At 34.5% G+C, this 23,211-nt stretch carries 26 protein-coding genes; 25 read left to right on the forward strand and 1 reads right to left on the reverse strand.

Annotation, left to right across the window (positions count from 1 at the left end):
- Positions 1 to 154: 154 nt before the first annotated feature.
- The 16 genes from IGJ63_RS13580 to IGJ63_RS13655 all read left to right on the forward strand — a co-directional run bounded on the left by IGJ63_RS13580 (position 155) and on the right by IGJ63_RS13655 (position 17,811).
- The gene (locus IGJ63_RS13580; protein WP_263307137.1) at positions 155 to 1,054 is read left to right on the forward strand and encodes a hypothetical protein; all 900 of its coding nucleotides are present in this window, start codon (positions 155 to 157) and stop codon (positions 1,052 to 1,054) included.
- Between the two features lie 102 nt (positions 1,055 to 1,156).
- Positions 1,157 to 3,703, forward strand: coding sequence for a type IV secretory system conjugative DNA transfer family protein (locus IGJ63_RS13585; protein WP_263307136.1), 2,547 nt, complete (start codon positions 1,157 to 1,159; stop codon positions 3,701 to 3,703).
- Positions 3,693 to 5,654 (forward strand): pLS20_p028 family conjugation system transmembrane protein, encoded by a 1,962-nt coding sequence (locus IGJ63_RS13590; RefSeq protein ID WP_263307135.1) that lies wholly within the window; start codon positions 3,693 to 3,695, stop codon positions 5,652 to 5,654. Before IGJ63_RS13585 ends, IGJ63_RS13590 begins: the two co-directional genes overlap by 11 nt.
- Before the next feature lie 14 nt (positions 5,655 to 5,668).
- Positions 5,669 to 6,049 carry a DUF5592 family protein gene (locus IGJ63_RS13595; protein WP_016622180.1) on the forward strand — a complete coding sequence of 127 codons (381 nt, stop codon included), beginning with the start codon at positions 5,669 to 5,671 and terminating at the stop codon, positions 6,047 to 6,049.
- Positions 6,050 to 6,128: 79 nt separating this feature from the next.
- A complete protein-coding gene (locus tag IGJ63_RS13600; protein ID WP_438746761.1) occupies positions 6,129 to 8,678 on the forward strand; it encodes a trse protein in 2,550 nt (849 codons plus the stop codon).
- A 1-nt stretch (position 8,679) separates the two neighbouring features.
- On the forward strand, positions 8,680 to 8,856 hold the full coding sequence (locus tag IGJ63_RS13605) for a hypothetical protein (protein ID WP_165442590.1): 177 nt from the start codon (positions 8,680 to 8,682) through the stop codon (positions 8,854 to 8,856).
- Between the two features lie 19 nt (positions 8,857 to 8,875).
- Positions 8,876 to 10,030, forward strand: coding sequence for a DUF3991 domain-containing protein (locus IGJ63_RS13610; protein WP_263307134.1), 1,155 nt, complete (start codon positions 8,876 to 8,878; stop codon positions 10,028 to 10,030).
- Positions 10,027 to 11,112, forward strand: a complete 1,086-nt coding sequence (locus IGJ63_RS13615; protein ID WP_263307133.1) for a lysozyme family protein — start codon at positions 10,027 to 10,029, stop codon at positions 11,110 to 11,112. The genes IGJ63_RS13610 and IGJ63_RS13615 overlap by 4 nt, the downstream gene beginning before the upstream one ends.
- 102 nt (positions 11,113 to 11,214) lie before the next feature.
- Positions 11,215 to 11,448 (forward strand): AbrB/MazE/SpoVT family DNA-binding domain-containing protein, encoded by a 234-nt coding sequence (locus IGJ63_RS13620; protein ID WP_014862336.1) that lies wholly within the window; start codon positions 11,215 to 11,217, stop codon positions 11,446 to 11,448.
- Entirely contained in the window at positions 11,448 to 11,774 is a 327-nt protein-coding gene (locus IGJ63_RS13625) for a type II toxin-antitoxin system PemK/MazF family toxin (RefSeq protein WP_174126720.1), read from the forward strand. Before IGJ63_RS13620 ends, IGJ63_RS13625 begins: the two co-directional genes overlap by 1 nt.
- Positions 11,775 to 11,871: 97 nt before the next feature.
- Positions 11,872 to 12,510 carry a hypothetical protein gene (locus IGJ63_RS13630; protein WP_263307132.1) on the forward strand — a complete coding sequence of 213 codons (639 nt, stop codon included), beginning with the start codon at positions 11,872 to 11,874 and terminating at the stop codon, positions 12,508 to 12,510.
- A 5-nt stretch (positions 12,511 to 12,515) separates the two neighbouring features.
- Positions 12,516 to 13,457 carry a hypothetical protein gene (locus IGJ63_RS13635; RefSeq protein WP_263307131.1) on the forward strand — a complete coding sequence of 314 codons (942 nt, stop codon included), beginning with the start codon at positions 12,516 to 12,518 and terminating at the stop codon, positions 13,455 to 13,457.
- 363 nt (positions 13,458 to 13,820) lie between these two features.
- On the forward strand, positions 13,821 to 14,111 hold the full coding sequence (locus IGJ63_RS13640) for a hypothetical protein (protein WP_242384649.1): 291 nt from the start codon (positions 13,821 to 13,823) through the stop codon (positions 14,109 to 14,111).
- Positions 14,104 to 14,508 (forward strand): hypothetical protein, encoded by a 405-nt coding sequence (locus IGJ63_RS13645; protein WP_174126717.1) that lies wholly within the window; start codon positions 14,104 to 14,106, stop codon positions 14,506 to 14,508. Before IGJ63_RS13640 ends, IGJ63_RS13645 begins: the two co-directional genes overlap by 8 nt.
- On the forward strand, positions 14,501 to 16,678 hold the full coding sequence (gene mobP2 / locus IGJ63_RS13650) for a MobP2 family relaxase (protein WP_263307130.1): 2,178 nt from the start codon (positions 14,501 to 14,503) through the stop codon (positions 16,676 to 16,678). The genes IGJ63_RS13645 and mobP2 overlap by 8 nt, the downstream gene beginning before the upstream one ends.
- Positions 16,679 to 16,755: 77 nt before the next feature.
- Positions 16,756 to 17,811, forward strand: coding sequence for a hypothetical protein (locus IGJ63_RS13655; protein WP_174126715.1), 1,056 nt, complete (start codon positions 16,756 to 16,758; stop codon positions 17,809 to 17,811).
- A gap of 73 nt (positions 17,812 to 17,884) precedes the next feature.
- Here the strand turns inward: IGJ63_RS13655 and IGJ63_RS13660 are convergent, their stop codons facing one another.
- Positions 17,885 to 18,082, reverse strand: coding sequence for a hypothetical protein (locus IGJ63_RS13660; RefSeq protein ID WP_014862324.1), 198 nt, complete (start codon positions 18,080 to 18,082; stop codon positions 17,885 to 17,887).
- A 124-nt stretch (positions 18,083 to 18,206) separates the two neighbouring features.
- Between IGJ63_RS13660 and ssb the strand changes: the two genes are divergently transcribed.
- The 9 genes from ssb (at position 18,207) to IGJ63_RS13705 (ending at position 23,205) form a co-directional block, all read left to right on the forward strand.
- The gene (gene ssb, locus IGJ63_RS13665; protein ID WP_174126714.1) at positions 18,207 to 18,656 is read left to right on the forward strand and encodes a single-stranded DNA-binding protein; all 450 of its coding nucleotides are present in this window, start codon (positions 18,207 to 18,209) and stop codon (positions 18,654 to 18,656) included.
- Between the two features lie 93 nt (positions 18,657 to 18,749).
- On the forward strand, positions 18,750 to 19,319 hold the full coding sequence (locus tag IGJ63_RS13670; RefSeq protein ID WP_289867711.1) for a thermonuclease family protein: 570 nt from the start codon (positions 18,750 to 18,752) through the stop codon (positions 19,317 to 19,319).
- A gap of 5 nt (positions 19,320 to 19,324) precedes the next feature.
- Positions 19,325 to 19,510, forward strand: a complete 186-nt coding sequence (locus IGJ63_RS13675) for a hypothetical protein (protein WP_070363823.1) — start codon at positions 19,325 to 19,327, stop codon at positions 19,508 to 19,510.
- Between the two features lie 96 nt (positions 19,511 to 19,606).
- The gene (locus IGJ63_RS13680; RefSeq protein WP_016632483.1) at positions 19,607 to 19,783 is read left to right on the forward strand and encodes a hypothetical protein; all 177 of its coding nucleotides are present in this window, start codon (positions 19,607 to 19,609) and stop codon (positions 19,781 to 19,783) included.
- Positions 19,770 to 20,009, forward strand: coding sequence for a hypothetical protein (locus IGJ63_RS13685; RefSeq protein ID WP_016618875.1), 240 nt, complete (start codon positions 19,770 to 19,772; stop codon positions 20,007 to 20,009). The genes IGJ63_RS13680 and IGJ63_RS13685 overlap by 14 nt, the downstream gene beginning before the upstream one ends.
- 109 nt (positions 20,010 to 20,118) lie before the next feature.
- Positions 20,119 to 20,373 carry a hypothetical protein gene (locus tag IGJ63_RS13690; RefSeq protein WP_014862514.1) on the forward strand — a complete coding sequence of 85 codons (255 nt, stop codon included), beginning with the start codon at positions 20,119 to 20,121 and terminating at the stop codon, positions 20,371 to 20,373.
- Between the two features lie 111 nt (positions 20,374 to 20,484).
- Positions 20,485 to 20,946 carry a transcriptional regulator, ArpU family protein gene (locus IGJ63_RS13695; protein ID WP_438746732.1) on the forward strand — a complete coding sequence of 154 codons (462 nt, stop codon included), beginning with the start codon at positions 20,485 to 20,487 and terminating at the stop codon, positions 20,944 to 20,946.
- A gap of 110 nt (positions 20,947 to 21,056) precedes the next feature.
- Positions 21,057 to 22,328: a DNA cytosine methyltransferase gene (locus IGJ63_RS13700; protein ID WP_438746734.1), complete on the forward strand. Its 1,272-nt coding sequence runs from the start codon at positions 21,057 to 21,059 to the stop codon at positions 22,326 to 22,328.
- Positions 22,329 to 22,452: 124 nt separating this feature from the next.
- Positions 22,453 to 23,205 (forward strand): DNA-methyltransferase, encoded by a 753-nt coding sequence (locus tag IGJ63_RS13705; protein WP_263307190.1) that lies wholly within the window; start codon positions 22,453 to 22,455, stop codon positions 23,203 to 23,205.
- The last annotated feature ends 6 nt before the right edge of the window (positions 23,206 to 23,211 follow it).

The following is a 23,211-nucleotide window of genomic DNA, read 5'->3' on the forward strand; positions in this document are numbered from 1 at the left end:
TAAGTGCAGATTCTACTATGGCATAAGAGATTGTTTCATTTTTTGAACAGAGAAAGTCTTATTTTCTCTGCTTTTTTTACTATGAATAGACTTTTTCTGGTAAGAAATATGACGTTTTAGATAGCAAAATTATGATAGAATAGGAGAAAACAAAATGATATTTGTTAAGATAGGAGTAGTTTTGCTAATGCTAAGTGTAGGTGTAGACATTGTTAAAAGTATTTTGAAAAATAACTATGGCTCCCAATTTCTTATGCAGTTGGGGGGGATTATTCTTATAATTTTGGGAATTGCTTCAATAGACTTAGTATATTCTTCTTTTTTTGCTCAAGGTTGGTTATTTTTTCCTTCGATGATTAATACTTTATTAAAGGGATCAGGAATTTTTCTTGTTTATTCAGATAAACTAAATGTGTTGTTAAACATGATTGGTACAAGTATTATGCTTATCATATTATATATAATTGCACGAAACAAAGGAATCACTACGGACAAAAAACGGATTAAACTTGTTGAGGTGGATAAAAAAGTACCGATTTATGTTGACAAAAAAACGTTTAATTACTCTTTTTTTTGGATTGGATTAACCACGCTTCTTTTATATTTTAGTTACTATTCTTACGTTTTTGATTTAGGTCGTACGGATAAACGGACACTAATTCCTCTGATGATTGTTTGTGGAATAGTTGAATTTTTATTAACTGTAACACAATACTTTTTTTTAAAAGAGCTAAATCAAATCAGTTTTATGATTTTCTTGTTTAAAGATAAAGAAAAATATAGAGATATAGTGACAAAAATTGACAAGCTCCTTACTAATTCTACTGTATATGTACAAGGGAGAGAGATTGATAACCTATTAAAAACATGTGTTGATATGAATGTATTTGCTGTAATAGGAACAGAAAAAATAAGAGATATTAAGTTGAATGATACTGTTCAGATAAAACTGACAGAATTAGCTAAGAAGCTTTTTTCAAATCAAGATGAACTTTTATCAAAAGGAGTCGTTATATGTGAAGAAGGAGTTGATTTATATAGTTTAGAAGAATAAAGAACAAGTCCTTTAAGAAGTTTTGCTTATTTGATAAAAATGGATAAAAACAAACACTGATAGAGAGGTGTTTGTTTTTTTATTTTATTATAGGAGGTTCCTATGAGAAAAAAAGAAAGAGGAAAATATAAAAAAAGGAATTATGAAAAAGCCACACAAAATCATTTACGATTTCTTGCAGATCGTCGCTTTTTAATTCCTAGTATGACTATTTTCTTTATGGTGGAAATGATTCTTGGAAATTGGTTAATACAAATGGTGGGAAGTATTACCCAACAATCACTGTTTGATTTTCAAGGGGTATCATTAAGACAAGCAGTTTTTTACTATCCGATAGGACAATATCCTCAATGGTATCTTCTATTGTTTCTTTTTTCTTTAGTTGGGGTAGCTGTATCAACGCTTCGATTGTATAGCTCGTTTCGACCATTGGAAGAAGAACACGTTCAAGGAACGATGGATTTTGAGACAGTGGAAGGAATGAATAAGCAATATGAGCTTGTTCCTGTCCATATGTTTACAGACAAAGAAGATTATTTTGATGGGAAACCAGGATATCCAGTCGGAAGAAAACCACAAACCCCTAGTGAAAAAGCCCAAGGGCTTTTTTATTATTATGTTGATACTACAGATTCGAATAGCATTACTTTGGCAGGAACACGTCAAGGGAAAGGTATTTATTTTGTAGATCCATTTATTGATATATTGACACGAGCCCGATTGATTAGCAATCGGGCTTCTTTTGTTATGACAGCTACTAAAGGAGACGAGCCAAGGGCATGGTATGAAACCTTAAAAAAACGCGGCTATCGCATACGAGTGGTTAATACAATGAATCAATATTATTCTGATCCAATACCTGTTTTGGGTGTGTTTAATAACTATTATCGACACTATAAACGATTAAAAGCAAAAAGTGCTCAGTTTAAACAAGCGGGCAATAAAAGCGAAGCGTTAAATTTAAATATTCAAGCGGAAAAACAATTGGCCAATGCAGAAAAAATCATTACGCAAGTAGCATTTTCTTATTTTCAAGAAGTGAATGAGGGAAAAGACGGTGGTTTCTGGACCAAGGCTTGTCGTAATTTATTTATTAGTGTCGGTATAGCTTTAGCAGACCAGGAATATGAAAAAGAGGAAAAGAGTAAAGTCAATCCATACACTATTTATACAGTTGTTAATGAAATGCAAAAACGCAAAATTAAAGAAAAATCCTATAATTTTTTACGAAAATATACAGACGATGAGAATGAATTAAAACGTTTGTTGGCAGAGTATGAAGGGAAATGTGAATTAGACGTTTTCTTTGGTGAATTACCTCGCACACACCCAGCTACACGACATTATGACGCGATTTTTGCTTCAGCACCAGCTCATGTAACGTTGGGAAATATTATTACACATTTTGATGGTGACTTACAGCCATTTTTGATGTCTTTAAATGCTAAAATGACAGCAATTGATGATGGATTTGACATGGAACTGATTGGTTTTGACAGAGAACAACCAACAGCGGTATTTGTTATGTTAAGTGATGCAGATACGTCTAACAATCCGTTGGGAATAATGTATATTGATCAGATTTATCAAGTATTGATTAATCGATGTAACTTAGAAGACGATTCCTGTTGCTATCGAGATGTGCATTTCATTTATGAAGAAGGAGGAAACTTAGGCGTTCCAATCTCAAATCTAGCAAGAAAATGGACGTCTGGACTAAGTAGACGTTTATTTTCTCACTTAGTGTTACAAGATGTGCAACAACTTGCTTCTTTATATGATGAGGATACGAAAGATATCATTTTGGGAAATACAGGAAATTTGGCGTATATTCGTACAGCCTCAGATAAAACGAATAAATATATTTCTGGTCGTTTAGGTGAACGGTCGAATTATTCAAAAACCCGACATAAAGATCCGCTGTCTATAAAAGCAACTGAGACAGAAAGCGCAGAAAAAATTGATTTGTTAGCTTCGTATGAATTAGAACGTGTGCGTGAAGGGGAATCGATTATTTTGCGTATTAATAAACACCGAGATTTAGAAGGAAACCCTATTTATCAGTATCCGATTTTTAATACGTATGAAAATGACACCAACTTAATCCCTTTTTATAAGTATCGGAAAATGAAAAAAGTTTCATGGGAAGAGATTCCTGTAAATAATCAGTTTATGGAACTAGAGCTGGAAGAGTTGAATTGGTTGTTAGAACCTAAAGAAATAAAACAGACAAGTGCTCCAGAACAGCTTTCTCTTCCATTGCTTTCAGAGTATCAAAAGCCAAAACGTAGAAAACAACAAGAAAATAAAGTGTTATCACTGAAAGAGATTGAACCAGAAGTGCAAGACAAGCATTTCTTTGAAACAAGCAAATATCAAACGCAGGTTGCGTTGCTAGAAAAATTATATGGTGACCAGCTTGAACAATCAGTAAAAACTACTTTTTCAGAAGAACAACAAAAACGCTTGACCTCGTTGATTCATATTGCAGGTGAAAGGAACAACAAAGCGTTTGCGGAACTTAAAACTATTTCAGATACAGGAAATTTACGGTCGTACTTTAGTTGTATACTCTCTAATTTTGAAGAAAAAGCCGTGAATGTTTTTGTACAACAATTGAAAGAATGGAGGGGAACGTATGAGTACTAAAGAAATTTTTACAGCATTAGATACGTTTTCGGATTATCTTTCGCTTGCGTCTATGATAAAAGATATTGGGCGTTCCATCTTGTATTTTATTGTGTCAATTCTATTATGGATTGTAGACAACTTAATGAATGTCTTAAAAGAAATGTTGAATTTTTTAGGATTTTACAATGCTGATTCTTTAAAAGGAGAAGGTGGCTTAGTTCAAACGCTTATTAGTTTTAAATCATTTGGGGTAGCTCTTGCTATTTTAATGATTGGGCTAGTTCTACTTTTAGGAAAATCACAACAAACAAGAGATATTCCGATGAATGTCTTGATGTTGTTGTTAATGTCGTTGATGTTGCCTTCTATTATGCGTGATGGGATAAAAATTGTGACGGCCACAGAATCAAGTTTATCTGCAACACAAGGAGAAGTTGGTTTTGCGACAGTAAAAGACAACTTAATAGACACGTATATTTTGGCAGAAAAAGGGTGGCAGACCACAGAACCTGACCCCAAAAATCGACTGACGGATTTAGATTGGTTTGACATTAATGAACGAATATCTGATCCAGATGAAGTGGATAACGGGGAAGTATTTAATTATGAACTAAAAAACAAGAAAAATGGAGAAGGAAAAGAAGCTGTAGAACTAGACGATGGTGGCGGTGGTATTATGGCATGGTTAGTAAAGAAATTTTTTGCCCCTGCTTATTATCGCTGGCATGCGAATTGGTTGCCAATGATTGTTACGTTAGGTGTTCTAGCGTTTTCTTTAATTATTTCGCTACTTCGTGTAGGACGGTTAGGGATTGAGCTTGCTTATAACAATATTTGGGCTCAATTAACTGTCTTTTTTAGTTTTCGTGATATGAAACGTGCAAAAATGGCGTTTATGGAAATCATCAGTGGGTTTGTCATGTTGCTGTCGATTTTTACGATGTATTACGTGTTTATCTACTACAATAGCTTCGTGTTTTCAAAAGATGTGTCTATGTTGGCACAATTGTTTGCTGTAGCTGGTGGTGCTTGGTTTGTGTATGACGGACCAGCGATTGTTCAAAAAACATTAGGTATTGATGCAGGACTATCTACTGCAGGTTCGTTTGTTATGGGTATGGGTGCCAAAAGTGCAGCTGATAAAGTTGGTGATGTGGCTAAAACAGCCGCAGGTGCTACGGTTGCAGGAGTTGTTGGCGCCGCAGGTTTTGCTGATGGTTTGATGAGAGGTAAGAAAAATAATGAGGACGCAAATCTTAACAAAACGGACAATGAAAAGAATACAGATGAAACAAATGATGATTTACCACCAGAGGATGAACCAGAAGATTCTAATTTAGAGAAAGAATCAAAAGATACAGAAACAAAAAATGCTTCTGAAAATGAAGGAGCAGATTCTGAAACAGGAGAACCTGATATGGAAGAGTCTGCAGATACAGAAAAATCATCAAATGAACATGAAAATATGGATGACTGGAATCAAGAGGATATGGAAGAGAAAAATTCAGAAAGTCATAATGACGATTCCACTTCTTCTGATGAAACTGGTGAAACAGATACGACAGCCAACGAACAAGATTCTTCTAATTTTTCAGAAGAGACTGGTGAAAAGAATACGACTTCCGACCATGAATCTACAGAATCAGCAAGTAAAAATTCTGGCGATACAAGTGAATCAACCGCACCTGATGAAAAAGAGAGGAGAAACTCAGACCGCTCTTCTGATTCAGAAAGAGAAGAAAACACAGCTAATTCTTTAGAAAAAGTAGAAAATCCGTTTAAGAAAAAAGCGAAAGATATGATCCATACCAATAAGTATCAAAAAAATATGAAAAATCCTATTGGGAATCAAGTAGATCGTTATCAACGGAACAAAGAATTTGGTCAAGAAGTAAATGAGTGGTTAAGTCAAAGAAAAGCATTAAAAGAACAAGCACGTAATGAGCAACGTTCAAAAAATAATGACTAGGCAGGTAAGAGTGTATGCATGAAATACAAGAAGAGATTTTCACACAAGCAAAATTTTTTGGGAAACTCTTAATAAAAGATGCGGTTTGTGTGTTTATTCTGTTTCAGGTAGCCACAGGGTTACAAGAAAAAACCTATAACCCACTAGGCACTGTTGCGTTTCTTTTTGTTATGATTATGGGAATCTATTGGTTATTGCCAACGGTAGGAAATGTACGAGTGAGGAATTATCAGCGATTGTGGCTTATTCTTTCAAAAAATCGTCAAACCTATCATGCGATTGCCCAACAATCTTTCCAAGAGGAAGAAGAAATAGAGTTTCCTATGTTTACGGAAGAAGAGCTTTTAGAAGAAGATTCGCAAATTGAACAAGAGATGAAAGAATATAATGAATAAAAGAAAGCAAAGAGACATTCTTTGCTTTCTTTTTATTTCATGGTGTAAGTATTTTAGAACAAGGAAGTGAAATGATTTGATGATTGATACAGATGCATTATTGCAACCAGAAGAGGCGTTACCAGCGTTAATTGATACAACGGAAAAGAAAAAAGAAAAAAAGAAGATAAAAAAAGTAGAAAAATCCGTATTAAGTTTTATGGCAGAACGTCGCATTATTTCGGAAGAGTGTATTGCCTTAGAAAAAGGAGTAACAGACTTTTATCGTATTGAAGACTCTTCTGCACGAGAGGGAAGTTTAGAACAACGACAAGCAGCCATCAATGATTTTTTGGTCTTTTTAAAAGCGATTCACAAGGATGTAAAATTCATTTTTACCAGTTTTCCAATTGATATGTCGGAAAATATTGATTATGCCATTCGTCGGTTTAAGATGGGGGCATTAAGTCCAGCAGTAAAACAGGAACAGAAATATACGCTTAAAGTATTAGAGAATTTAGACAACAATCGATTAATTGATACGGTCTATCTTCAAATATTTGCGGATAACGAAGAAGAATTAAAAGAGGTTAGTCGCGAGATACGAGTAGCTCAAAGTGCAGGATTTCGATTGTATCCAATGACATTAACACAAAAAATCAAATTCTTATTTCGACGATATAATCCAAGTTCTCCTTTACCTGTAGGCATTCCTTATCAAAAAACAGATAAAACGGGAAGAGAAGCTTCTGTACAAAAAATAGTAGATAAAAAAGGATATGATCCATTGTTTATTGGAACTATCCAGCCAATGGGAGGAGTTAAACCGCATTCGTCAAAAGATTTACAAATTGCGGACGGTTACATACGGGTATTAAACCTTGTTATTTATCGACCGAAGAATAATCCGAATTTTTGGGGTGAAAAAATTTTTTGTATGAAAAACGTTTTAACCACGTTGGATGTTCATACGATTGATATCAATAATCCTCTAGTAGAGCAAAATTTAAATCGTAGTTTAGGAGAATATGAAGATCGCGTGTATTCGTCAAAAGACAAAATTTCACGAAAAAAAGCTCGGAAAGAGTATGAACAACTTGATCGTACCGTAGAAAGTATTTTGGAATCGGTTGAAGTTTTAAAAGAAATTCATGTACGATACATTTTGACTGAATCAAGTATTGAAAAACTCAATGAACGAGAACAAGAAATTCACCGAAAACTACGAAAAAATCAATTTCAAGCAACTTGTTTCTTAGATGAAGCAGAACGGCAATTTAGAGCTTCTTTTGTAAGCTTTAAAGAAGGCATGAAGCTAATTAAACGGAAAGGAAAAGAAATTAAAGGAACGGCATTAGCAGGAAGTTATGCGTTTAATTATGCCAATCACATTGACTATGATGCACCGTATAGTGGCTATCCGTTATACGGATCAGGTGTTGTTGCGTTATCTACCACACATAAGGATAGTGTGAGAAAATCCTACAGCATTTTTATTGTAGGTAGTCAAGGGTTTGGAAAAACAACGGCTGCTAAAAAGCTATTAAAACAGGCAGTGGAATATAACAATATTCATTATGGTTTTTATGTAAGTGATGAAACCAAACGCTTAACAGAAAAATTAGGGGGCAATTATTACGATGCAAGTCTTGTCCGTTTAAATCCTTGCCAAATCTATCGCTCTGATGTGGATGCAAAAACAAAACAGACCAATGAAAAACAATCGTTAAAAACAAATTTAACCAAAATGCGTTTAGTTTTTGGGTTAGCTGAAAACATTGATTTTGGCAGTTCTATTATGACAGAAGCAAAGCAAATTTTTAATGATGGATATCGGAAATATATGGAGCGTCATCATTTAGAAGAAAGTAAAATTACCCAATATGATCCTGAACAGTATCCAATTTATTCTGATATCTTGGCTTATGCAAAAGAAGAATACAATAGGCGATCTGAAACGTTTGAAAAGCAATCGTTGAGTGAGTTAATAAAAAAACTAGAATCGTTTATTACGGATTCAGGAGACATTTTTAATCAAAAATCAACGTTTGATTTTTACGATAAGAAATTAGTGACCTTTAATATGGAAAATCTCGTAAAATCAGATATGTTTGCGTATAACGCCCAATACTACAACTTATATACCGCTGCATTTAGCGAAACCGTTCGTGTAGGCCAACGAGAAAAGTATTTGTTTGACCGTAAGAAAAAACGGGTAGACGAACTGATTTATTCAAATATTACTTCAGATGAGTTTCATAACCCTATTCGCACAGAAAATCTTACGTTGTTAAAAGCTTTGGACCGTTATAATCGTGAAGGAAGGAAATTATTGATTGGCCAAACGTATATATTGCATGATATAGCCGACGCATTTCCTGACTATAGCGACAATAAGATGGGTGAAATTTCAAAGATTGTTGTGAACTTGTTTAAATTATCTACGTATCGGTTTTTGTTTAAACAAGATGAATCTTCCGAAGAATTATTAAGAAAAGTCTTTGGGAAACAACTAAGTGTTTATGATATTAAAGATATTATTCAGTTTGAGGAAGGCGATATTTTGTTAAATATTAAGGGAGCGAAAAATATCAAATTCCGTTATGGTCTATCAGCTATGGAAAAAGAAATTTTTGATGGAGGGGTGTAACATGGCTAAAAATGTAGTAGAAAAGCAAAGAAAACTGAAAAAAATAAAACAAAGCGTTCAGCGCATTGTATTTGGAAAAAAGAATCAAACGATTGTAAGTTTTGAAACAAGACGACTATACCTTCTGGTAGTAGTTGTCTTTTTTATTTACCTTTTATGTTCATGGTTAGTTTCTTAAAGGAATAGGAGGGAAACACATGTCAACCATTCCTGTTTTCTCCCAAAAACAGTTAGCAATTGCAAGACGTGCAAATATGTTGGCGTATATGCAAGAGCGAGGAGAAACTTTTGAAAAAGTTTCTTCCAAATTTTTAGAACATACACTGCATGATAGTATGCGAGCAAATGCCAAAACAGGTGTCGTAAATTGGTATTCTCAAGGAATCAATTCGTATGATAATGCGATAGATTTTGTTATGACTTATTATCAAGAGCCTTACGAGCAAGTAGTGCGTCAATTGTTAGACTTTCAATTTAATCAGCAGAAACGATACACGACAACGAAAACAGCAAATAAACAACAAGAACCACGACAAGAAGCATTTCGCTTAGATAAGCTCTCAATCACAGGAAATTATGACACAGGTGTATTAGATGAAAAAGGCTGGGATTATTTAAGAAGTCGCTATTTATCTGATGAAACCATTCAAGAATTTGTAGATAAACAAATGATTAGTTCAGATAATCGCCACAACATTCTTTTTAAATTTTCTGATATTGGAAAAGGTAAAATGGGAACAGTGGTTGGAGCGGACGTGCAAGGAACCTATGCTCGACCATTGGCAAAGCGAATAAAAAAAACGAAAGAGAATGACCTTAATTTAGAACGAAAATATTTTAAGGGAATTGCTTTAAATAGCCACGGACAACGTGGTTTTTTGTTTGCTAAAAATGTTGATTTTAAAGAACCTATTACGCTTTATGTGACAGAAAGTCCAATAGAATCCTTATCGTTGTATGAGTTGGATAAAGAGTATTTGCCTAAAAATAGCTTTTTCCTTTCGCTATCTGGGTTAAAAGAAGAAACTCTTTGGCGAACGTGTCGTGATTTATCCAATACGATGGATTGTTCTATTGGTAGAATCGTGTTAGCTGTAAATAATGATGAAGCTGGAAAAGAATTAGTAAGTAACGTGCATGCCACTTATAGTAAAAATGCTGAAATGAAAGAAAACACTAAGTTAACCTTATATTTGCCAACAGCGATAGAAAAAGGAGACTACAATGAAGTCTTAGAAATGCAAAAAACAGGGCGTCTTACCAGTCGTGAACTGAAAGAAAAAGAACAACAGCAAGCGCAACAACTATATAACCAACAAAAGGCTGTACAGTATCAAGAGGTGTCGGTATGAGAGGTTTAAAGGTTAAAATTTTTCTTATCGTTGCTATATTAGGCAGCATTTCTTTGGTAACAGTTGCGGTTGTTCAAGAGATTAATTATATGATAATGATAGTTATAGGAGCCGAAGAAGAGGAAAAGACGAATCTTTCTTCTGTAGAAAATCAAGGACTTTCAGCAGAAGTATTAGCGTTAAAACCAATTGTTGAGCGAATTGCCAAAGAGATGGGGGTTTTAGAAGAAGTTCCTTATCTTTTGGCCATTATTATGGTGGAATCAGGAGGAAGAGGTGGCGATCCGTTTCAATCAAGTGAAAGTGCGGGATTGCCGCCCAACTCAATAACTGATCCTGAACAGTCTATTCGGCAAGGAATTATCCATTACAAAAGTGTTTTACAATTAGCAAAACAATATGGCATAGAAGATAGAAAAGCAGCCTTACAAGCATATAACTATGGCGGAGGTTTTCTTAGTTGGTTACATGCTAATAATCGTCCATATACGTTTGATGCAGGCGTAGAATTTGCTAGACAGCAAGCGAATGGCTTGAAGGTTCCATATACGAATCCGATAGCAAATTCTCATGGAAATTGGCGCTATGCTTATGGAAATATGTTTTATGCAGAATTAGTGTATCAGTACGTGAATAGTATGCAACAAGGGGTTGCGAATGGTGGAAATGGGGCTTCTTTAGCGGTTTTAGAATCTGTTTTAGGTCAGGAACTTTACGGCGGAGAGTGCTACATGTTGACCGCTTATTACGTTGAAAAATTAGGAGGCCCACAATTACGAGGAAGTGGCTTTGACTATGCAGAAAGAATTGGCGAAGATTACGATTGGCCAGCATATGGGTGGTCAGTAATTATTGATCCTAAGCCGTCAGATTTGCGCGCAGGAGACATTGTTAATTGGTATGCAGGAGGAATATTAACTCCTCAAATATGGGGGCATACAGGCGTAATAGCGAGTGTTTCAGACGGTGGACAATCGTTTACTACCTATGAGCAAAATTCCGAAAAAGGAAGAATAGTTGCGAAGTATAATCGCACCTATTCGATAACGAAAATCCGTAGTATTGTGCGAAAAAACAAATAATAAGTTGTATTTTTCTTTTATAAGAAATTGCTATTCATTCTTTTTGACAATTGAATTAAATTGAGTTAAACTTTGTTAAATTAAAGAATGGAGCTGAAAAGAATGGAAACCATCGCAAGAAAAATCGGCAATTCTGTAGGAGCAATTTTCCCAAAAGATATCTCTCCAGAAGTTGGGGAAGCCTTTACTATTTTTAAAGTAGGTGACACGTATATTCTAAAACCTAAAAAAGAAGATATTTTTGAAAAGAAAGAAGCGTGGGAAGGTTTTAGAGAATCTTTAACAGAAGAAGATAAAGAATGGGACACTATGAAGCTTGAAGGGGAAGAATATTAATGTATACACCAAAACAGCGTGACATTATTTGGTTAGATTTTGACCCTTCTAAAGGTAAAGAGATAAAAAAACGAAGACCTGCATTGGTTGTCAGTAAGGATGAATTTAATGAACGGACAGGTTTTTGTTTGGTCTGTCCCATAACGTCTTCAAAAAGAAGCTTTGGGACATATATTTCTATAAAAGACCCACAAAAAATTGCAGGAGACGTTGTTACACATCAATTGCGTTCGGTGGATTATACGAATAGAAATGTAGAAAAAATAGAGCAATGTGATGTGTTAACATGGATTGATGTCGTTGAAGTCATAGGTATGTTTATTTGAGTACAGATTTAATAAAATAGGCAGGGAAAAGCAATCTAAGAAAGAATTCTTAGGTTGCTTTTTTTTGTAAAAAAATACAAGAATGCGAGGGAAAATAATGAAATCAATGCCTCAATGGTTAATGATTGGTTGTTGTGGTTTGTTATTAGGGATAGGAGGAACCTTCTTCTATACAAAGAAAATATTGGCACTACAAGAAACAAAAATTATGCAAAACTATGAAGAAAAAAACAAGCAATTAGAAGAAGAGTTACAGTCGTTAAAGGAGAAAAAAGCTAACGGAACAGCAGGAGAAGTTCCAATTCCGAAACATACTTATTCACATAGAGAATATAAAAATTTAAAAGCGATTGGAGAAGAATTTAGGAAAGCCTATTATGATATTTCTACCGATACGGCAGAAGAAAAATTAAAAAAATTATCGAAGATATGTGAACCAAAATTAGCAAAAACGTTGCGTCCTGCTTGGGTAGATGACTATAAAGATAGCTTCCGAATTGAACAAGAAACAGTAAGTGAACAATATTATGTTCAGCTTGATGGCATTACTGGTAAAGCAAGAATGATTGGTTGTCTGGTTGTTTCAACGAAACACGGAAGTGCGCAAGCATTTGATGTGAAATATATCGATCAATTTACGTTAGAAAAAGACGAAAATAATCATTGGAAAATAAAAAAATTTGAAGAACAAATTGCTTCACGAGATTTTCCTACTAGCTATTTTTATAAGGAGTGAAACGAATGTTTGACAAGATAAATGAATGGCAAGAACGTATTGAAACATTTCGAGAACAAGTCCAATCGAAGGAAAAAAAGCCTCGTAAAATTCAATCCAAATTCCAAAAACATGCCTCAAAATTTTATATTTTGATGTGTGTTTTTACTATTTGTGGGTATCTATTTTTTAGCTTTTCAAGAAGTATTTTTAAAGATGATAGCCCTATGTTAGATACAGGAATTGGCGTGGCAAGTAAAACAAAAATCGGGTCTAGTGAAGTTGAAATTTTATCACGAAAAGTAAATGAGGATAGTGGGTATGGAGAAGTTCTTTTTTCTATAGAAGATGGGAACGACCAGGTGCATAAAAATTATGTTGCTTTCGCAGGAGAAAGCAAAAGTAAGCAACAAATAAAAACCGATTTACAAGAAATTTCAACAGGTTACTACTTACTGAAATTGAATGGCATACCCAAAGAATGGAAAGAAATTATTATTGATTTTGGGTACAACGAAGAGAAAAAAGCGCCAACTTCTATTGAACAAATTGAAGAGGAAACAGAAGAAAAACAAAAGAATCAATCGCAACAAACAACGTTTTATTGGGACGTTAGAAAAAGTAAAAACAGTCCTGACTTAAAAGAAAAACCAAAAGAAAATTATGAATTAGAGGTCATTAAAATTGAAGAAAAAGAGGTAGGAAAACAACAAAAATTATTAGCGGAAAACAGTAAAAAAATTGATGAAGAAATGAAATTAATTGAAGAAAAAATAGCTACTGAAAAACAAGAATTGTTCTATAAAGTTGGGGAGGAAAAAGAAGATGGAGAAGAAATTGTTAGAGGGTTGGAAAGAGAAAAAGAAACCTATTTAGAAACCAAAAAGAAGATAGCTGAGGAACAAGAATTATTAGAGGAAAAAGCAGAAAAATTAGCTGAAAAGCGAAATAAAATAACAACGAACTAACGTGCTATAAATGTGCTAACTAGGTGCTAGGTTTGTGCTATGTCCTGCTATAAATGTGCTAAATATCTGCTATAAACGTGCTATGGATATGTGAGAAATCCTTTAAAATCAGGTGCTATAAATGTGCTAAACACCTGCTATGAAACTGCTATGTTTCTGCTATGAATGTGCTATGAGTGGTTAAAAATGTACTACACCGGAAAGCCTTGCACTGCAAGGCGGGACACCTTGTGTGTCCCCCATTTCCCCTTATGCTCTTACAAGAAGAGTGGCGATTAAGCAAACTGCTCAGAACTAGAAAGATAAATAACGGAGGTACAACAAAATAACAAGAAGTGAAAGGAAATAAAAAAGGAAGGAAACGTGATAAAAGTGTCAGAAAAAACGGTGTTAACAATACGAGATATAGATAAAGAAACGTGTAAACGTTTGGTAAAAGTAGCGAAAGAAAAAGGGTACAGTGGACGAGATGAAATGTTGCGTGACATTCTGAAAAAAATTGCCTATGAAGAGTTTCAATTAGAGACAGAAATTCGTTATCAAGCTTTTACAAAAGATGTAGTTGAAACGATGCAACTGGGCATGGAAATTTTAGCAATGAAAATGCTCGAACCAGGAAAAAATTTCGAAGAAATGGAGAAGACGAATGACTGAAAAAAATAATGAAAAGAAGACACCAAAAAATATTTATATGACGGATAAAACGAAAGAACGGTTGGATCAGTTAGCAGACAAATTACATTATAGTTTAGGAGACACGATTGAGTTTCTATTGGATATTTCTGAACGAGCAACGATGAATCAATCCGATGAATTATTAGCCACACAAAATCAAACGAAAAAAATGGTTTCGGTGATTGAAGAGCGTACAGAATTATTTATGGTTTTATTCAATGCAATGACAGATTTTATGCAACTAGAAATCAAAGAAGGGGAAGAACATGCAGCGTTTATTGAAGCGAAAGAGCTAGTAAAAAAACGACAAGAAAGTAGAAAAACAGAAGCGATTAATAAAAAGAAATATTCTCAAGTGACGGGAAGAAATGACTAAGAAAACAGCAGGCATTATCTTGACGAGTGCGTTTGTTATGCCTGGTTCCAATACGTATCAAGCTTACTTGGATTATATGGAAAGAAATGAAGCCACTCGTAATGAACAATTCGATCGTTTTAATGCTTTTTCTACACAAAATTTTATGGACAGTATTTCTGCTATTGATGGCGGAGGAGAAGTGATGTTTTCGACCTATAATGATTATATGTCGAATCCAGAAAAAACCTCTGCACTATTTACAAAAAATTATGATCAAACACCAGAAAATGAAGTTCACCGAATGAAAAAATACTTTAGTGAGGCACAAGAAAATCGCTCACCTTTATGGCAATTAGTCTTTAGTTTTCGCAATGAATGGTTAATTGAAAAAGGTTACTTAGATGAGAAAACCAATCATTTAAAAGCGCAATATATTTACCAAGCTACTCGAAAAGCCGTAGCTGAATTGGAAAAGAAAGAAGGATTGAAAGGTGAATGGACAGCGGCCATTCACTACAACACAGATAACCTTCATGTTCACGTAGGTTATGTTGAAAAAGAACCGACAAGAGAATGGATTAATTATATTCACCCAACAGAGCCACATAAATCAGGTTGGCAATATAAAGGGAAATTTGCGCAAAAAAATATCACAGCGACAAAACGTGCTTTCGTGAATGAATTAATGCAAAATAAAGAACAATTATTGTCATTGCAGACCTACCTAGATTATCAAAAAAGATTAGCAGAATCTTGTCAGGAACAATTTACACAAGGGCAGTATGAACAACGCTTTGTTCAACTCATGGAAAAACTTCCTCGCAATCAATATTTTTGGAAATATGGTTTTGCGGAGCGCCACCATTTTAAACCAGAATTGGACCGATTAATTGATTTATTTCTAGAAACTGATGGCAAAGAATTGATGGATAAAATTCTTCCACGTTTAAAACAAATTTCTGATGATTATGAAGAAGTATATGGGAATCCAAGAAATAAACCTACGTATTATGATCAACAACTTTATGGAAAAAATAGTTTGTATTCTCGTATAGGAAACTTAATTTTATCCGAAGCAAAAAAACACCCTGAATTATTCAGAAAAACACCACGAGCTGCTTCTTTGTCAGCATTAATTGAAGAAGAAAATAGAGAAAGAGATAGTCCAAACGAACAATTTTTAACAGAACAACAAATAGTAACAGAGGAGGGGGGCTTTTCTGAAGGCTATGCGTCGTTAGAGGCTTCTATGCCAAGTGAAGAATCAGAATCTTTAATTGACGTACAAAATGAAAAGCCTCTCTCAGAGCTGTCCACAAATAAAGAGGAGTGGACAGAAGAAGAGCAACGGATGTTTTCATCGTTAGAGGCAGAGCAGCCAATGGATAACGAAGAAGAACAGATAACAGATCAACAAACAGAGCCCAAAAAAGAAGAAACACCATTAACTCAAGCATTAGGCACGTTGAATCGTTTTTTTGAAAACCGTGAAGCTACAAGAGAAGAGCGAAATCAGAATATTATACTTCAAATGGAATTAGAAAAAGAAACCGCTATTAAAGAAAAGCGAGGGGTTTATTTCCATAAAGTAAATGATGAGGATTTGGCAGAACCCGTGAGTATATTTGAACATGGGAAATTAAAGAAAAAGATTATCTTACCTAGCAACAATCGTGCGGAATATGTGTCAATGCATGAAGGGCCTTCTAAGAAGATAAAAAGCAACTTAGAAAATTATTCGAGTACAAACCAACGGTCAATTTTGAGACAAAAACCAGAAGCCACGTATGTTTTGGGGGAAGAGCGTTGGAAACTGAAGAATCGCCGAATAAAAGAGTCAGAAAAAGACAAGCCTATTTTCTTGGTTGGTCTAAAAAAAGAAGGAGAAGAGAGTTTTCGTTTTGAAAAAAAGAAAGTTTATGATTATTCTCAGACAGAAGAAATTCCTAAAAAAGAGCGGAAAAAAGATGAAGTGATAGAAAAAGGCGTTTTGGCCAAAAAGCAACCTTCAACAATCCGCTCAACGAATGTAGGATTCAACGCAAAACAGTGGAAGAAAAGTGATTATGAATTTCGAAAACAGATGTATCATTTACGGAAAGCGTGCCAAAATAGTTTACAAAATTACTTAAATGAAAAGGCGTATCGAGAGTTAGAACATTCTATCGGTACAGAAATGATTTTTTAATAAGCAACCATTGTGTATTAGAAGATAGCTGAAGCTATCTTCTTTTTTTATTTATCAAAAAGAAAAGAGGAAACAATATGCAAAAAGAAGTATCTAATTTTGATTTTTCAGATTTTTACGATGAAGGATTTGAAAAAACAAGCAATATTCGTCAAGCGATTTATGTTTTTCAAGATGGTTCAATGTGGAATGGTTATTCTGAGGGAGGGGGTGGTTATATTAGAGATGTAGATCATGGGTCTATTGAAGCCTTTTTTAAAGACTCATCAATTGATAGATATCACCCTGAATATCATTCGATGGTTTTGAGCGAACTAGTGCAAGTTGTACCAGAAACGCAAACGGTATTAACATTAGAAACCAATAATTACTCAGAAGAACAATTAGAAATGTTGCAGCAATTTGAACAAGAAGGATTTTCTATAGAAAAATTAGAAAGTTCTATTTCAGAAGAACAGGAAAAGTATGTACCGATTCAAACAGCAGAAGGAATGTCTGAAGTTTTTGAAAGAGAAACAAAAGAACCTCTTCCAGAAGAAGTAAGACCATACATTGAAGAATATGTTCGCTTTATTTCTCATGAAAGTTATTATACGTATGATGAAATGGGAAATGAGTATGAAGAATATCATATTAATGGACATAGTTTTTATGTGCAACAAGCAGAGTATGAGGTGTCAAAATGGGCATTAGATGAAGAATTGATTGAAAGCTTAATGGATGGAAGTATTCGTCTTGCTGATGCTTACACAGAAAAATATATGGCGAAACTATCTCCTGAAGCAAAAGAATTTTGGAAAAAAAGTATAGAAGAAACGAATTCTCAGAAAATATTAGAAGAAAAAGTAAAACAGGCCTCTATCGAATTAGAAGAAAATATTATGGAATTAGACGATGAAAAATTTTGGGGAGAGCTGCAGTTAAAATACGATTTAACAAAACTTGAAGATATAGAAAAAGCTCAAGAAGAAACAGAGAAGCGACTGATGGAAGAAGAAAAAGAAGTGAATGAATTCTCTGAGATAGAAAATATGATGCGGGATATGTATGAACAACAAGAGAAAGAAAAAGCCGAAGAAAAAGCTGACCAAAAAACTGAACAAAAAGAAATCGAGCATGGTTTATCTTTTTAAAGAGTATTTTTTGCAGCATAAAATGAAATTTCCCTGCTTGACTAATCAGATGGAAGAGACTTCGCTAACAGAATCAATTGTTTGGCGAAGTCTCTTCTCTTTCTTTTAACCAGCTACGGACAAGTTGTAAATCTTCTTCAGTTGCTAAATTTAGAATAAAGCTTTTTGTCGCATATTTTTTATTACGATACTGTTTGGCTGCGGCATTTTTCTGCTCGTATTTTTTTATAGCTTTTCTTTGTGCTTCCGAAGTTTTGTAAGAATTATCCAAAAAAACACCTCATTTCATTTTTAATATAGCATAAAAAAATAAGAATATCCATAGATAACTATTGACATTATATGGATATCCATATAAAATATATTTATAAAAGATAAGAAAGAAGGAACGACAAATGATGAATAATGTGACATTAATTGGAAGAGCGACGAAAGACCCAGATTTGCGCTATACAGTTAGTGGAACAGCTGTAGCAACATTTACTCTTGCCGTAAATCGTAATTATAAAAACCAGAATGGTGATCGTGAAGCAGATTACATTCAGTGTGTGATTTGGCGTAAGCCAGCAGAAACGTTAGCTAATTATGTAAAAAAGGGAACATTGTTTGGAATTTCAGGAAGACTTCAAACTCGAAACTATGAAAATCAGCAAGGACAACGAGTTTATGTGACAGAAGTTATTGTAGAAAGTTTTTATTTGTTGGAATCACGTTCGCAAGCAGAATCGAGAGAACAAAAAACGACAACGAGTCAGACTCCACCTATGGATAATACTATGGGAAATAATGATGATCCATTTGTTGGAAACCCAATAAATATTTCAGATGATGACTTACCGTTCTGAGAGCTTTGTTAAGTAATGTTTTATGAAAATATAAATAAGTCTTGCTCTATGCTACGCAGGCATGGAGCAAGAATTTATAGAAAGGATAAAAAAATGAGGAAACGACTAAATAAAATAGGCTTCTTTTTTGTTTCTTTTCTTAGCTTTCTTTTATTGACGAGCTGTAGCACACAAGAAATAATTGGTGGATTAACGCAAGAACTACACCAATCAATACAACAAATTGAGCAAAAACAAACTTCTTCAGAAAGAGTAGCTGTAGATTTTGTTAGACATGTAGACGGTGATACAAGTGTGTTTCTTGTAAATGGCAAGGAACAAAAAGTGAGGTATTTATTGATAGATACACCCGAAACGGTCAAACCGAATACTCCTGTTCAACCATTTGGTAAAGAGGCGAGTAACAGAACAAAAACATTGTTGAGTAATGCGAAAGAAATCCAACTAGAATTTGATGAAGCAAATAAAACAGATCGCTATGGTCGATTATTGGCGTATGTGTTTGTGGATGGTCAATTGTTGCAGGAAACCTTAGTAAGTGAAGGTTTAGCAAAAGTTGCTTACGTAAAAAATAAAGAAGCAAAATACTTAGAACAGTTAGAAGAAAAACAAGCATTAGCGCAGCAACAACATTTAGGTATATGGAGTAATAGGAAGGAATGATATAAATGTCAGATATCCCTTTATCTGAAGTAAAAACGTATGGCGAATTGGCTGAATGGTTGAATGCGCATCAGATATTTGTACGTTGGGATACTTCTTTTGAGGCTGATAAGCTGATTTCTGAAGGAGAGCTACAAAGTTGGCTGAAGTTTGTAGAAACTATATCTGGAGGGGATAAAAGTAATGAATAAGAAAAAAAGGTACTTGTTCGCAACAAGTACCGAAAACAAAGGGATCAAAATAAAAAAGCTAACAATATTTTACTGAAAAAAGGACGTGAATACAAGATGAATAAACGATTGGTGGTCGCAATGATTTTATGTGGTATGTTAATGCAATTTTTACCGTTGTTAATTAAATTAGTTATTTTCTTTTTGTTATTTATCTATTTGTTTACTACTTGGGATGAGTATAAATATCAATGTTCAGTGAGAGAAAGAAGGGTACAAAATGTCCAAAAATAATTCAGGTCCACATGTGAACCTAACAGCTCCACATGTGGAGGAAAAAGCGCGAATTGATTGTTTAGTTTCTCGAGAAGTAAAAGAGATGTGGGAAGAAATTGTGGCAAAAGATCGAGAGATAAGCAAACAACGCTATTATCCTGCCCATACATTAGAACGAATGATTCGAGCGGATTATCAAATAATGAAAACATTTGGTGTTCAAGGAAGAAAGAAGAAAAAGTAAGTGATAAACGATTTATGAAAATTCAAAAGCTTTTTGCTTTAGTGCTAGTAGCATTTCAGTAAGGCATTAGAGAAGAGAAAGATTAGTATAAGGAAAGAGTGAAAGCAACATGTTTATTTACGGCCGTGAGTGTGGCAACACGTTTGGTTGTACGTATTTTTTGCAAATTCGGAACGTAGAATTAACAGTAACGTTGATATGGAAGGGGGATTTTTTTGAATACAATGAAACAGAAGTGAAAGAAATAATTAATCAGATACCAGGGCTAACAGACACATTGAAGGTAGCAATTTATCAATATATTGAAAAAACAAATCAATTATTTTTTCTTTCCTACAAAGAAAAAGTAATTATGAGAGATTGAATTTGGGAAAAATAGAAAAAGCCAGAGCAATCGCTCTGGCCATTCCACAATTGTCACTGAAAGAAGCCTTCTTCAGTAACGTACTGATTATAGCATAAAAGAGGTGAAATTTTGAGTCTTTTTGATATTAAAGACTACACATTGCCACCGTTTGAATTTATTGATTGGCCGAAAACAAAAAAGGCTGTAGGGATTTTTATACAGACAATGAAAATCAATCGAGAACGAATGGGACTTACTGTCTATCCTCAGTTAACGAGTGAGTGTTTTTTAGTTGTAAAAAACGACCCAGTCAGGGAAAAAGAGCAACAAGGACTTCCCTTATCTGAACATGAAAAAGAATACTTAAAAACAGAAGCATGTTTTACTCATGCATTTACCGCGATTATGCACCCGTATCGTCCAGAAATAACGGAACGACGACGGCGTGTATTTTTTTATCGTTATTTTTATGGCCTATCTGTAGTTGCTGTGAGTGAACGGATTAACTATCAAAAAAATATTATTATTGATGATTCCAAAATGGCAATGCTTCAGTTTGCTTTGGCTTTAGATTTGTTGTTTTATCGCTAAATAACAACTTTTTGGCAACAAAGAAGCGACTCTCTGTAAACCTAATAATCGTTATACTTCTGGTACAAGCTTGAATAACGACCACAGCGCTGTGAGAAAGAGTTTTTCTCATGACAAAGCAACAATTAACTTTTTTAGATTTATTTTCAGGAGTTGGAGGTTTTCGATTAGGGTTAGAAAAAGCAGGACATCGGTGTATAGGTTTTTGTGAAATTGATGCCAAAGCAAGAGAAAGTTACAAAGCAATTCATAATACAGAAAATGAGGTAGAAATGCATGACATTACAACAATATCAGATGAATTTGTTCGAGGAATCGGACGTGTGGACATTATCGCAGGAGGATTTCCATGCCAAGCTTTCAGTGTTGCAGGAAAAAGAAAAGGTTTCAGAGATACTCGAGGAACTCTCTTTTTTGAAATTGCACGGTTCGCACATATTTTGCAGCCCAAGTATCTATTCCTTGAAAATGTTAAAGGACTCCTCAACCATGATTCAGGCGCTACGTTTGAGACAATCTTACGAACTTTGGATGAATTGGGGTATATCGTGGAATGGCAAGTGCTTAACAGCAAGAATTATGTCCCACAAAATAGAGAACGTGTCTTTATTATCGGACGTCTTAGAGGAGCAAGTACCAACCAAATATTTCCTATCACAGGAGAAGAAAGCCAAATTAATTTTAAATCAGCAAAAATAAATTCAAAGGGAAGAAAACAACAAGTTGTTGGTAATGTGAATCCAAGTGCTAGAGGAATGAACGGGAATGTATTTTCCTCGGATGCTATAAGTCCGACAATTACTTGCAATAATGGCGAAGGAAGTAAAATAATGGTTCCTGCTCAATCAAAAACAACGCATGTGGAAAAAAGAATTATTGTTGAAGGATTGTTAGACAATAAGTTTCGCTCTTCCTCAGCGGTTGTTTCAGTTAACGGGCTTTCTCCTACTCTTACAACGATGGGTGGCGGTGGCCAAGAACCTAAAATTTTGGTTCGAGAAGCAACAAAAGAAGGTTATAGTGAAGCTGGACCAGGTGATAGCATTAATTTTGCTTTTCCAAATTCAAAGAAAAGAAGAGGCCGCGTAGGTAAAAAATATGCACATACGTTGTTAACGGGTGATCAGCAAGCAGTAGTTACTGAAGATTTCCAGATAAGAAGACTTACTCCAATGGAATGTTGGCGACTACAAGCTTTTCCAGATGAAGCATTTTTAGCAGCAAAATTTGGAAGTAGGGAGATAGCAAAAATTATTATTGAGAATAAGTTAGATCATTATCATTGTGAGTATGAGCAAAAAATGTCTGATAGTAGTTTGTATAAACAAGCGGGGAATTCAGTTACAGTGGCAGTGATATATGATATTGCTAAAAGGTTCTAAAAAGGACTTTTTAGCAACATTTTTCAAGATTTGTTAGGAAACCTTTCAAACAAATAATCAGTAAAGTAAAGGTATCAAGACTTGAATAATAAACGATTTAGGCCTAAATCATAAGGAGTAACTTATGATGGAATACAATACGATTTACTTTGAAGATTGTTTAGAAGGAATGAAAAAAATACCGGATGAATCAATCGATGCGATTATTTGTGATTTGCCTTATGGTACTACAGCTTGTTCCTGGGATGAGGTATTGCCCTGGGATAAGTTGTGGGAATCCTATTTGCGAATAGCTAAAAAAGATATCCCTATTGTTTTATTCGGGGCAGAACCTTTTTCTACTGCATTACGTATGAGCAATTTCAAGCTCTATAAATATGACTGGTATTGGTTGAAAAATAATGTGACTGGTTTTACATTTGCGAAAACACAACCAATGCGTTGCGTTGAAACAATCTCAGTGTTTTCAAAGGGAACGCCGAACTATTATCCGCAAGGACTAATCGCATTGAAGCAACCAAAGACAGCGATTCGAAAGGAGAGCAAAGAAAATATCTATGCACATAATGGTGGCTTATCAGGCAAAGAATATACACAAACAATAACAGGTTATCCAAATCATGTATTGAAGTTTCCAAAAGAAACAAAGCATACGTTTCACCCCACGCAAAAACCTGTCGCTTTACTGGAATATTTGGTAAAAACTTATACGAAACCAGGAGAAATTGTTTTGGATAATTGTATGGGAAGTGGGACAACAGCGATTGCTTGTTTGAATACAGACCGACAGTTTATTGGTTTTGAAACGAATGAAAAATATTATAAACAGTCTTTGGAACGGATAAAAACCAATGTGACACAAGTAGAATTGTTTTGATAATAC

This window comes from Enterococcus sp. DIV1375a (assembly GCF_051712205.1).
Lineage (GTDB): Bacteria > Bacillota > Bacilli > Lactobacillales > Enterococcaceae > Enterococcus > Enterococcus faecalis.

Excerpts from the sequence above, each read along its gene's own strand:
- IGJ63_RS13610 (WP_263307134.1), top strand. The coding sequence starts at position 8,876 with ATGTCAACCATTCCTGTTTTCTCCCAAAAACAGTTAGCAATTGCAAGA.
- IGJ63_RS13615 (WP_263307133.1), top strand. The coding sequence starts at position 10,027 with ATGAGAGGTTTAAAGGTTAAAATTTTTCTTATCGTTGCTATATTAGGC.
- ssb (WP_174126714.1), top strand. The coding sequence starts at position 18,207 with ATGATGAATAATGTGACATTAATTGGAAGAGCGACGAAAGACCCAGAT.
- IGJ63_RS13590 (WP_263307135.1), top strand. The coding sequence starts at position 3,693 with ATGAGTACTAAAGAAATTTTTACAGCATTAGATACGTTTTCGGATTAT.
- IGJ63_RS13675 (WP_070363823.1), top strand. The coding sequence starts at position 19,325 with ATGTCAGATATCCCTTTATCTGAAGTAAAAACGTATGGCGAATTGGCT.
- IGJ63_RS13605 (WP_165442590.1), top strand. The coding sequence starts at position 8,680 with ATGGCTAAAAATGTAGTAGAAAAGCAAAGAAAACTGAAAAAAATAAAA.
- IGJ63_RS13635 (WP_263307131.1), top strand. The coding sequence starts at position 12,516 with ATGTTTGACAAGATAAATGAATGGCAAGAACGTATTGAAACATTTCGA.
- IGJ63_RS13625 (WP_174126720.1), top strand. The coding sequence starts at position 11,448 with ATGTATACACCAAAACAGCGTGACATTATTTGGTTAGATTTTGACCCT.
- IGJ63_RS13685 (WP_016618875.1), top strand. The coding sequence starts at position 19,770 with ATGTCCAAAAATAATTCAGGTCCACATGTGAACCTAACAGCTCCACAT.
- IGJ63_RS13580 (WP_263307137.1), top strand. The coding sequence starts at position 155 with ATGATATTTGTTAAGATAGGAGTAGTTTTGCTAATGCTAAGTGTAGGT.
- IGJ63_RS13670 (WP_289867711.1), top strand. The coding sequence starts at position 18,750 with ATGAGGAAACGACTAAATAAAATAGGCTTCTTTTTTGTTTCTTTTCTT.
- IGJ63_RS13630 (WP_263307132.1), top strand. The coding sequence starts at position 11,872 with ATGAAATCAATGCCTCAATGGTTAATGATTGGTTGTTGTGGTTTGTTA.
- IGJ63_RS13595 (WP_016622180.1), top strand. The coding sequence starts at position 5,669 with ATGCATGAAATACAAGAAGAGATTTTCACACAAGCAAAATTTTTTGGG.
- IGJ63_RS13645 (WP_174126717.1), top strand. The coding sequence starts at position 14,104 with ATGACTGAAAAAAATAATGAAAAGAAGACACCAAAAAATATTTATATG.
- IGJ63_RS13680 (WP_016632483.1), top strand. The coding sequence starts at position 19,607 with ATGAATAAACGATTGGTGGTCGCAATGATTTTATGTGGTATGTTAATG.
- IGJ63_RS13700 (WP_438746734.1), top strand. The coding sequence starts at position 21,057 with ATGACAAAGCAACAATTAACTTTTTTAGATTTATTTTCAGGAGTTGGA.
- IGJ63_RS13585 (WP_263307136.1), top strand. The coding sequence starts at position 1,157 with ATGAGAAAAAAAGAAAGAGGAAAATATAAAAAAAGGAATTATGAAAAA.
- IGJ63_RS13600 (WP_438746761.1), top strand. The coding sequence starts at position 6,129 with ATGATTGATACAGATGCATTATTGCAACCAGAAGAGGCGTTACCAGCG.
- IGJ63_RS13655 (WP_174126715.1), top strand. The coding sequence starts at position 16,756 with ATGCAAAAAGAAGTATCTAATTTTGATTTTTCAGATTTTTACGATGAA.
- IGJ63_RS13690 (WP_014862514.1), top strand. The coding sequence starts at position 20,119 with ATGTTTATTTACGGCCGTGAGTGTGGCAACACGTTTGGTTGTACGTAT.
- mobP2 (WP_263307130.1), top strand. The coding sequence starts at position 14,501 with ATGACTAAGAAAACAGCAGGCATTATCTTGACGAGTGCGTTTGTTATG.
- IGJ63_RS13705 (WP_263307190.1), top strand. The coding sequence starts at position 22,453 with ATGATGGAATACAATACGATTTACTTTGAAGATTGTTTAGAAGGAATG.
- IGJ63_RS13620 (WP_014862336.1), top strand. The coding sequence starts at position 11,215 with ATGGAAACCATCGCAAGAAAAATCGGCAATTCTGTAGGAGCAATTTTC.